This is a genomic window from Sulfurospirillum tamanense (assembly GCF_016937535.1).
Lineage (GTDB): Bacteria > Campylobacterota > Campylobacteria > Campylobacterales > Campylobacteraceae > Sulfurospirillum_B > Sulfurospirillum_B tamanense.
Genome location: NZ_JAFHKK010000026.1, coordinates 24,971 through 33,530 on the forward strand (window position 1 = coordinate 24,971; position 8,560 = coordinate 33,530).

The 8,560-nt window shown below is 38.1% G+C and carries 13 protein-coding genes; 7 read left to right on the plus strand and 6 right to left on the minus strand.

All coding sequences use genetic code 11. The features are described from left to right. From JWV37_RS10340 to JWV37_RS10365, 6 genes are all read right to left on the minus strand, one after another. Positions 1-1,431, minus strand: a complete 1,431-nt coding sequence (locus JWV37_RS10340) for a hypothetical protein (RefSeq protein WP_205459724.1) — start codon at positions 1,429-1,431, stop codon at positions 1-3. A 188-nt stretch (positions 1,432-1,619) separates the two neighbouring features. Further along, entirely contained in the window at positions 1,620-1,970 is a 351-nt protein-coding gene (locus JWV37_RS10345; protein ID WP_205459725.1) for a hypothetical protein, read from the minus strand. 311 nt (positions 1,971-2,281) lie between these two features. Continuing rightward, a complete protein-coding gene (locus JWV37_RS10350; RefSeq protein ID WP_205459726.1) occupies positions 2,282-2,452 on the minus strand; it encodes a hypothetical protein in 171 nt (56 codons plus the stop codon). Between the two features lie 154 nt (positions 2,453-2,606). Continuing rightward, on the minus strand, positions 2,607-2,780 hold the full coding sequence (locus tag JWV37_RS10355; RefSeq protein ID WP_205459727.1) for a hypothetical protein: 174 nt from the start codon (positions 2,778-2,780) through the stop codon (positions 2,607-2,609). Between the two features lie 38 nt (positions 2,781-2,818). Further along, positions 2,819-3,208: a hypothetical protein gene (locus tag JWV37_RS10360; RefSeq protein WP_205459728.1), complete on the minus strand. Its 390-nt coding sequence runs from the start codon at positions 3,206-3,208 to the stop codon at positions 2,819-2,821. Positions 3,209-3,323: 115 nt separating this feature from the next. Further along, positions 3,324-3,542, minus strand: coding sequence for a hypothetical protein (locus tag JWV37_RS10365; RefSeq protein ID WP_205459729.1), 219 nt, complete (start codon positions 3,540-3,542; stop codon positions 3,324-3,326). Between the two features lie 178 nt (positions 3,543-3,720). On the opposite strand from JWV37_RS10365, the gene JWV37_RS10370 reads away from it, so the two are divergent. The 7 genes from JWV37_RS10370 to JWV37_RS10400 all read left to right on the plus strand — a co-directional run bounded on the left by JWV37_RS10370 (position 3,721) and on the right by JWV37_RS10400 (position 8,538). Next, positions 3,721-3,918, plus strand: a complete 198-nt coding sequence (locus JWV37_RS10370) for a helix-turn-helix domain-containing protein (protein WP_205459730.1) — start codon at positions 3,721-3,723, stop codon at positions 3,916-3,918. 10 nt (positions 3,919-3,928) lie between these two features. Then, the gene (locus JWV37_RS10375; protein ID WP_205459731.1) at positions 3,929-4,330 is read left to right on the plus strand and encodes a hypothetical protein; all 402 of its coding nucleotides are present in this window, start codon (positions 3,929-3,931) and stop codon (positions 4,328-4,330) included. 66 nt (positions 4,331-4,396) lie between these two features. Continuing rightward, positions 4,397-5,725 carry a DNA phosphorothioation system sulfurtransferase DndC gene (gene dndC / locus JWV37_RS10380; RefSeq protein ID WP_205459732.1) on the plus strand — a complete coding sequence of 443 codons (1,329 nt, stop codon included), beginning with the start codon at positions 4,397-4,399 and terminating at the stop codon, positions 5,723-5,725. Further along, the gene (locus JWV37_RS10385) at positions 5,712-7,460 is read left to right on the plus strand and encodes an AAA family ATPase (protein WP_205459733.1); all 1,749 of its coding nucleotides are present in this window, start codon (positions 5,712-5,714) and stop codon (positions 7,458-7,460) included. The genes dndC and JWV37_RS10385 overlap by 14 nt, the downstream gene beginning before the upstream one ends. After that, on the plus strand, positions 7,457-7,840 hold the full coding sequence (locus JWV37_RS10390) for a DndE family protein (protein ID WP_205459734.1): 384 nt from the start codon (positions 7,457-7,459) through the stop codon (positions 7,838-7,840). Before JWV37_RS10385 ends, JWV37_RS10390 begins: the two co-directional genes overlap by 4 nt. A 49-nt stretch (positions 7,841-7,889) precedes the next feature. Further along, on the plus strand, positions 7,890-8,180 hold the full coding sequence (locus JWV37_RS10395; RefSeq protein WP_205459735.1) for a nucleotidyltransferase family protein: 291 nt from the start codon (positions 7,890-7,892) through the stop codon (positions 8,178-8,180). Continuing rightward, positions 8,173-8,538, plus strand: coding sequence for a HepT-like ribonuclease domain-containing protein (locus tag JWV37_RS10400; protein WP_205459736.1), 366 nt, complete (start codon positions 8,173-8,175; stop codon positions 8,536-8,538). Before JWV37_RS10395 ends, JWV37_RS10400 begins: the two co-directional genes overlap by 8 nt. The last annotated feature ends 22 nt before the right edge of the window (positions 8,539-8,560 follow it).

Genomic DNA, 8,560 nt, shown 5'->3' on the forward strand with positions numbered 1-8,560 from the left:
TTACACCTTCCAAAACGCAAATTTAAGGGAAATTAACAAAAAGCCAATCATGGCAAACCATTTAAAAACAGGAGACATGGTAGAAAGTGGGCCAATGTAATCAAACTTCACCGTTTGACCAAAAACGCCAACTTGTAAAGGAGCGCAAGAGCCCGCAGGGACAAAAGAGACAGTTTTAGTACCTAAACCACTACCAAGAGTCAAAATCTCGTTAAAAGCTTCATCAAATTTTTCATATTCAGACATGACTTGAGAGAAAAATTTATCTTCATCCAATTTTTCATCATCAACACATAAGCCTTCATTCCATGTGCCACTCTCACATTCTCCATCGGGCGCGGTGCCATTGCCGTCTGGTGTTCCACTTGGGTCGCCGTCTGGGTCGCCGTCTGGTGTTCCAGTTGTAGGAGTTGTCCACGGGCAAAAACGAGTTTTTGCAACATTAAAAGGGTCGGAAATAGACCAACAGCGTCCACCTTCACGCCCGAAATAACCATTTGGGCAAGTATTACAAATATCACTAGAGCCAGTGGTATTAGTATCATTATTGCCAGAGCCATTACCACTAGTGCCACCGCCAGTATTACCGCCAACCAAAGGCGGGGGACTCGGTTGCGGTATTGTTGTGTTAATGTCTACAGGGTCTGGATTAGCCAAATCTGGATTAGTAGTATTATTGTCTGGTGTTGCAGGAGGTAGAGGACTTTCCCAAACTAGAAACTGCATACCCTCACCGCTAAAATTATCGCATTTAGTAGCGTATACATTCCAATTTTCTAAAACGGAATTAATAACTACGCGAGCATTATTATAGGTATCGCCCAAGCCATTACAGACGCATTTAGGGATAGCATTACCCTCCAATAAAGAACAATCTAAACACTCACCATTATTTAAAAAATGTGCGTTTTTTTTACCTTCCTCGCACGCGTTTTCAGGCGCACGGCACTGTAAGCTATTTTTATCACGAATGAGAGTAGGGGAAACACATTTAGGATAACATTCTCCCTCTATTTCGTCCTCGATTTCGGGGTCGCAACCATCGGCGGGAATTTCATTAGCGTATGAATATAAATAAAGCTTCGTAGAGTAATTATAGTACCAACGTCTATCATCAGAGTTATAACTAATGTTCCAAGCTTCTTCTTCAAAACAATACAATTCAGAACCACCAAAGCCTTGAAAAGCATCTGTACGATGCGCTAAAGACAATGGTTTAGAAAAAGTTTTACCGTTACCAGTTTGACTATAAACTAATTCAGGAGAAACAATATAAAGATAATTCGTATCAACATTAGTAACATATTCGGCATAGGTTAAATCGAAAAATGAAGGACAAGCCCCCACCGTTTCAAATTCAAAAGCGTCAGCAAAAGAATTTGCAAAAGAAAACGAAGAAAACAACACCAAGAGGGCTATAATCCTTTTCATTTTTGCCCCCATACAATAGCAGGAGCTTGAAAGGCTTGGAGGGTTTGGAATTCTAGGTAGCAGACAAAAAGCATGTTAATTTCTCGCTAGTGCCAAAGCACCAAAAAGAGGGACAATAATAACGGCTAGGTTTATAAAAAGACTGTACATAGCGTTAAAAACTGCACTGTTTGTAAATTCTAGGATAATCATTTTTTTCCAACCTCCAAAGCTAGGTAAGACATAAAGAACAAAGTAACAAAGCCAGTAAAACAAGCAATAAGAGCGATTAGAAAATTAAAATCCTCTTGGGCGATACCAAGTTCAGACGACCACGTTTGTACACACTCTCCATTCTCGTATTTATAGCCATCTTCAACAGATAAAATATAACTATGTGGAGCAGAGATATTTACGCCGTCGGAACGTTGGCCGTAAAATGTGCTGTAATGATTATTGTTGTAATAAGAAAGGCAAAGAGTACCGTTAGTATGCGTTAAAAGATAATCAGCCATCAAGGTGGAGGCGCACAAAAAGAACAAAACAACCATCTTGCGCATAAACACTCCTTTTTTACTTGCTAGCCTTTGCTAGTTGTTTAAACCTATTTGCTTAAGGCTCTTTTGTTTTGAGAACTTAACCCTAACTTTTCGCCTTTGGCGAACTTCCTAAAAAAATGGACGGGGACCCTCGACATGATGAAAAGCTGATCCACGTAAAAAAACAAAGAGCCGTTTTTTTAGTGGGCTTTTCACATGCCCCCATTTTTGTAGGAAGCAAGAGCAAGAGCATTTTTTAAATTTTTCTTTTTAAGAGAAAGAGCCTTTAGCAAAACGTTTTAATAATCGCTAAAACGCTTATATTTAGGCTTTTAATCAAGAGAGTGGGTGTCTTCTTGGCGCGCCTTGCGCTTAGGCCAAAAGCTTAAAATAAGGGGCTTTAAGTGTTCCTCACGGCACTTTGCATTAAAAGCGCAATTAGCAAAAGGCCACATGAACCAAACCAAGAATGACACCACTAACACCAAAAATACTGTACCCATGTTATGCGCTCCTTGCTATTTTTAGGGCGTAGGCAATACCCCATAAGACACCAAGAAACACACCGAAAGAGCCAAAGACCGCCAAAAAAACACTTTGATATATGACAAAATCCATTTTAAACCTTTTGAAAAGGGGCAATTAAGCCCCTTAAAATTAACGAGCCATGCCAATAGCACGTCGAACGCCCCAGATAACAGCAACTCCGACAAGAACCAAACCACCAACCGCTACAGCATCAGTGGTATTAAACTGTACTCCTGAAATATCCATTTTTTGTACCTCCTTTGTAAAATGTAGCCCAAGAGAAAGAGCTTCTAAAATCCTCAAAAAGAGCTTTAAAAGCCCCTTGAACCAAGGGGAAGCCGTTAAGCTTTTGGCTTTTCTGTTGGCTTTTCGGGGATTTTGGAAAGCCCCATAATTTCGCGAACAGTATTTAAGACTGAAACTTCTCCACGTTGATTAGGCAAAGAGCCACTAAAACTAATAGCTTGGCCAGTTTTTCGACATTGCTTAAAATGGTCGAGCAAAGCACCTGCTTCGGCATCGCTATCACAAGGGATTTTAAAAATGACTTCTTCCATGACTTCATCCATAACTTCCGTTTTTTCATTTGGCTTTTCGTAGAGGTTATATGTAGAAACCTTTACACTAGAACCAAATTTGCGACCTTCCATAGCGCCCGCACCTGTACTTTTTACAATGTAATCTCTTCCTAAGTTGTAAGAAACTTCGAAACCTGATTTAATAACTTCCATCTTGAACACTCCTTTTAAAGTTTTGTGTTATCGGACACCCCTTTACCTTGTACGTCGGGGAGAGTGTCCGCAAACCCCGACGAATAGCCTTTTAATGCCATGCTAAGGGCAAGGATTAAGCACGCGTTAAAAAGTTATTTAACAAAGCCTCATGAGCGCGTCTTTGATTTGCTAGTAATTTAAAAAATGCTTCTTTTTCATCGAGCGTATAGTTGCCTGTACTTGAAGAAAAATGAAAGTTGTTAACGTCTGAAATTGCTTTTTCATAGTCTTTGAGCAAGTCGCAGTATTCTTGATAATCTTGGGCGAGTTGATTTTGAGGGTTAGCGGACATTTGACACTCCTTTTTTAGTTTTCCCTTACATGTAGGGGGGGGTTTGGTATAATTGACATTTATACTATTATAAGATAAAGGTAACGCACAACTATTGTGCATTTATACTAAAAATAGTATCGAAACAAAACTTAAAAATAAGTAAATATGCACAATAATTTAGCAATAAGGAAGTAAAATGACAAGACAGCAACTAGCTGAAATGTTAAATATAACTAGAAACACACTAAACAATTGGGAAAAAGAAAAACCAGAACTTGTAAGATTAATTAATCAGGGTCTTGCACTAGATGAGCAAATCGAAGAAGTGGAAAGACATTTAGAAAAATTAAAAACAATCAAAGAAAAAGCGAGTAACGGGAAGTTGCTTAAGTGAAGGAAAATTAATGAAAATATTCATAGCATTTTTGATAGCAGTAAGCATGGCAAAAGCGGTTAATTGTCCAAATGGTGTGAAAGTGTGTATAGCTTACAAGGATGAACCACTTTGGAAAAGAGCATACTTTATCAATATGACAGGAGATAATATAAGAATAAGACATGGTAGTATATGGACAAATAATAGACATACAAGTTTAAACAACAGGATTTTTAACAGATACAGTAAAACAGTAATTGCAGAAGCACAAAAAGTAAAAAGTAAAATAACCAAAATGATAATAGAACCAATAATATTTAATTCATCATTTCAATATGAAAGAATAAACAACAAACAACAGTTTAAGCCAATTGAAAGGCCGATAAATAGAACAAGTAATAGGCAAAAAATAGAGATTGAAATGAGATAGAAAAGCATAGTTTTTTTTCGAATCCCTCTCTGTCCGCCACAAACCCACATACCTGAAGTTGAAAATATGCAAATAGCACTAGACGCCATTGAAAAACTCAAAGAACAGTATTTTTCTGACACACGGCCTTGGGTAGTGACGTACTCGGGCGGAAAAGATTCTACAACAGTATTGCATTTGGTGATTCGGATGCTCCAAGAACTCCACGATGAAGGCAGAGACACTAAACATGTGTATGTTGTCTCTTCTGATACGACAGTGGAAATGCCCGTTATTGAAAAATATACACAAACAAGACTAGACCAAATTACGCAATTTGCAGAAGAATCGAAACTAAAACTTTCGTGCCATAAGCTTGAACCAAAAGTTGAGGATTCTTTTTGGACGCTTTTGCTTGGGCTTGGTTATCCTTCCCCGACCAGTTCTTTTCGTTGGTGTACGGAGCGACTAAAGATTAACCCCGCAACAGAGTTTTTAAAACGCCTCGTTACGAAACATCAGTCTATTTTGATGTTACTTGGCGTGCGTTCGGATGAGTCGCAGGCAAGAGCAAATTCTATCGATAGTCGTGTTTTAAACCATAGAGGGCTTTCTGTTCACGATTCTATTCCAAACGCCTATGTTTTGTCGCCCATTAAGCACTGGTCAAATGAGGATGTTTGGACATATTTGAGTAAAAACCCATTTCCATGGGGTGACCACTCTTATATGATGAGCCTCTATGATAAAGGAAGTGGGGAGGGGGATTGCAATATCGCATTAAATCCTGAATCCCCTTCATGCGGAAAAACTCGGTTCGGTTGCTGGGTTTGTACAGTCGTGGAAAAAGACCGCTCTATGGAAGGAATGCTTAAAAATGGTGAAGAGTGGATGGCTCCCCTTTGGCACTACAGAGAAAAACTTTATGAATACAGAAATGATCCAAGTAAAAGATACGTAAGGCGTAGGAATTGGTCGAGTGGATCGGGTGCATTTTTGATGAGCGTGAGAAAAGAGCTTTTGGAAAAACTTTTAGAAACAGAGCAAAAAGTCAATAAAAACTACCATTTGATGAAAGTAAAAGCAACGGACTATAACCCAAAAGAAAAAATAGAGATTATCAGGGATGTGGAGATAGAACAAATCCAGAAAAAATGGGATGGCGATGGAGACATTTCTAATAGTGCCTATAGGGTGGCCCAAAAGTTTGGGCGACTCACAAGTAAAGTGCTGAGTTCAGACCTTAGAAATGAACTGGAATCTTTGGGTGAGGATGGTTTTAATGTAGAGCTTTTTGAAAGAATATACGAAATCGAAACCCACAAAAAAAACATCGCAAGCAGATACGGAGTGTTAGGGGAGATAGAAAAAAGAGTGATGGATTTTTATAAAGGCGAGTACCGTGAGATTAACTAGTCTAGTTGTTCAAAATATGTTTTCTTATTATGGAACAAATACTATATATTTTGATGCCATCACTTGCGTCATAGGAACAAATGGGCTTGGAAAAACGTCGTTGCTTAATGCCATTAAGCTATGCCTAGGTACATCGACCATTGAGATTGAGTCCGTGCTAAACAACAATGCAGAAGAGAAAAAATGCGCAGTGGTGCTTAATTTTGATAGTTTTAGCGTCAAAAGAACATGGAGATTTGAAAATAAAGTAGAGGAATCCCTTTCTGTAGTTTTTGAAGACGAGTCGAAGCTTGAAGATGCCGAAGCGGAGCATTTTTTACAAAACAAAATTCCAAATTTTTTAGTGGATTTTTTGTTTTATGATGGAGAGGTTGGAGACAATCTTCTTTTGCTTTCAAGTACGAGGTTGAAGTCGATTTTTGATTATGTGTTTGATTTGGATCTTTTAGAGAATACACGAAAAGATTCTTTGGAAGTGGCAAAAAGACTTTTGGAAAATAGCACCGATGTTGACACCAAAGAGTTGCTAGCCCTTGAGAACAAAAAAGAGTCTTCACAAAAAACCCTTACATGTAAGAAAGATGAGATTGTGCTTGTTGAAAAAGAGTTGAAAACTTTAAAAAACGAACTTCAAAAAACCAATACAAAGATAAAAAACAAAAGTAAAAAAACAAAAGAGCTTCACAAACAGCTTGAGACGATTCAAGTAAAGCTAGATGAAAAATCCTCCTTTTTTAAAGAGCTTATTTTGTGGCAAATGCCTCTCTTGCTCAACGAAGCACTTTATGCAAAACTAAAAAACAAAGAAGCAAAAGCTATCACTATAGAAGACGAATCCCTTTTTGCAAACAAGTTTGAAAAATTTGCAACACAGGCTCAAAGTCCTCTCGACACAGACAGGCTTTTAGACCTCTTTAAGTCGCTCATGGTGAAAGATGGTAAGGGTATTGAGCTTTCGATAGACAAAGATGCATTTAAAACACTTACCGAAGAAATGAAGCAGTTGCAGCTTGCCAAAAATGAAATCATGGGACAGATTAAAGAAATCGAAAATTCGCTCATGGAAGAAGAAGTTGTCCGTGGGCTTGTCTTGCAACGCGAAGGGTTTGAGGCAAAAATTAATACACTTGAAGAACAGATGGTCGACCTAGAAGCGACTATTTTTGAACTTGCTAATGAGATTAAAGAGACAGACAGGACGCTTACACAGGCTTTTAAAGTAGACCAAGACAAATACTCTAGCATGAGAGGCTATAGGGAACTGAAGGCAATAGCAAGCGCAAGCGCAAAGGTTTATGCAAGAAACCTAGAAAAAAACCTAGATATTTTCAATAAAAAACTTAAACAAAACACGGCAAATTTTCTAAGACAGTACGAACACATAGAAGAAATCTTCATAGACGCACAGCACAAAATCGTTGTTTCTGATGGCAAAAAAATACTAAACACCAAGTTGCTTTCTGCAGGGCAAAAACAGATTTTGAATTTTTTAATCATCAAGACTATCTTAGAGTTTAAAAAATTTGCCTCTTTTGTGATGGTGGATACGCCTTTTGGAAGATTGTCGAGTAAAAATAAAGATTTGCTTTTAAGCGGCTGTTATTTAGAGTTTGACGTGCTTGTGCTTTTGCTAACCGATAGTGAATATGAGTTTGTCAAGACGCAAAATCTCCAGCATAAGCACTATCAGATTCAGCGCACACTCGTAGGGTCAAAACTGGAGGAGATAGCATGATACGCACAACGCAAGAGACAGAAAACTTCATCTCGCCTCTTTCTAAAATGTTAAATCTTGAAAACGAGCCCAAGTGGGTTGTGCTTCGGTTTATGCTCAATATTTCGCTTTCTTTACAAAGAGAGTTTGAGTCTTTACATGTAGAGAATTTTGACGGGAAAGAGTACAGACTAGAGCAGTTGACAGGAGAGGGCAAGGGGGCAGACGACCATACAAAACTTTACTGGGACATGGTAGAGGCTTATGATGGAATCACCATCACCTCCAAAAAAGAGCTAGAGGAAAACCTCCAAAAACATATTCTTAGAGGTTGCCTCATTCTGAAAACTTCACTCAAACACGATAGTAATATTTTTGAGTTTATTGGGCAAGATTTTTAAATACTTGACTTTTGCACTATAATAGTACAAAAGTCAAGGGAGCTTCTCAATGACAAAACAAGAGATACTTACAACACTCTCCAAACAAAAACCTTATCTTGAAAAAGAGTTTGAGGTAAGCAAAATCGGTCTTTTTGGAAGCTATGCAAAAGATAAACAAACCGATGAGAGCGATATAGATTTTTATGTAGAGTTTAAAAGAAAAACTTTTGACAACCTTGCGGGACTATGGGTCTATCTCGAAGAGCTGTATCATAAAAAGATAGACATCATCCACAAGCATAAAAACAATAACCCTGTCATTATCTCAAATATTCAAAAAGAGGTCATCTATGGATAAGGCAAATATCTCTGAACTTATCCATTTTGTACTCCAAAGTATCCTGCTTATAAAAGAGAGATTTGCACCCATCAACTCCAGTGATGATTTTTTAGCCGACAATGACGGACTTATGCGACTTGATGCCATATCTATGAGGCTTCAGTCCATCGGCGAAGCTCTCAAAAATATAGACAAAAAAGAGAGGGATTTTTTGCTCCAAGTGGCAGATAAAATCTACTGGAGCAAAATCATCAAAACGAGAGAAATCTTAACCCATCATTACATCGACATAGATGCCGAAACCATCTATGACATCTGCAATGAAAAGCTTGATGAGCTTGAAGATAAGGTTTTAAAGTTACAGAGTAAGCTTTAGAAGAGACTTTAGTAGTCTTTTC

Coding starts and splice junctions, on each gene's coding strand:
- JWV37_RS10340 (WP_205459724.1), bottom strand. CDS start 1,431: ATGAAAAGGATTATAGCCCTCTTGGTGTTGTTTTCTTCGTTTTCTTTT.
- JWV37_RS10345 (WP_205459725.1), bottom strand. CDS start 1,970: ATGCGCAAGATGGTTGTTTTGTTCTTTTTGTGCGCCTCCACCTTGATG.
- JWV37_RS10350 (WP_205459726.1), bottom strand. CDS start 2,452: ATGGGTACAGTATTTTTGGTGTTAGTGGTGTCATTCTTGGTTTGGTTC.
- JWV37_RS10360 (WP_205459728.1), bottom strand. CDS start 3,208: ATGGAAGTTATTAAATCAGGTTTCGAAGTTTCTTACAACTTAGGAAGA.
- JWV37_RS10365 (WP_205459729.1), bottom strand. CDS start 3,542: ATGTCCGCTAACCCTCAAAATCAACTCGCCCAAGATTATCAAGAATAC.
- JWV37_RS10370 (WP_205459730.1), top strand. CDS start 3,721: ATGACAAGACAGCAACTAGCTGAAATGTTAAATATAACTAGAAACACA.
- JWV37_RS10375 (WP_205459731.1), top strand. CDS start 3,929: ATGAAAATATTCATAGCATTTTTGATAGCAGTAAGCATGGCAAAAGCG.
- dndC (WP_205459732.1), top strand. CDS start 4,397: ATGCAAATAGCACTAGACGCCATTGAAAAACTCAAAGAACAGTATTTT.
- JWV37_RS10390 (WP_205459734.1), top strand. CDS start 7,457: ATGATACGCACAACGCAAGAGACAGAAAACTTCATCTCGCCTCTTTCT.
- JWV37_RS10395 (WP_205459735.1), top strand. CDS start 7,890: ATGACAAAACAAGAGATACTTACAACACTCTCCAAACAAAAACCTTAT.
- JWV37_RS10400 (WP_205459736.1), top strand. CDS start 8,173: ATGGATAAGGCAAATATCTCTGAACTTATCCATTTTGTACTCCAAAGT.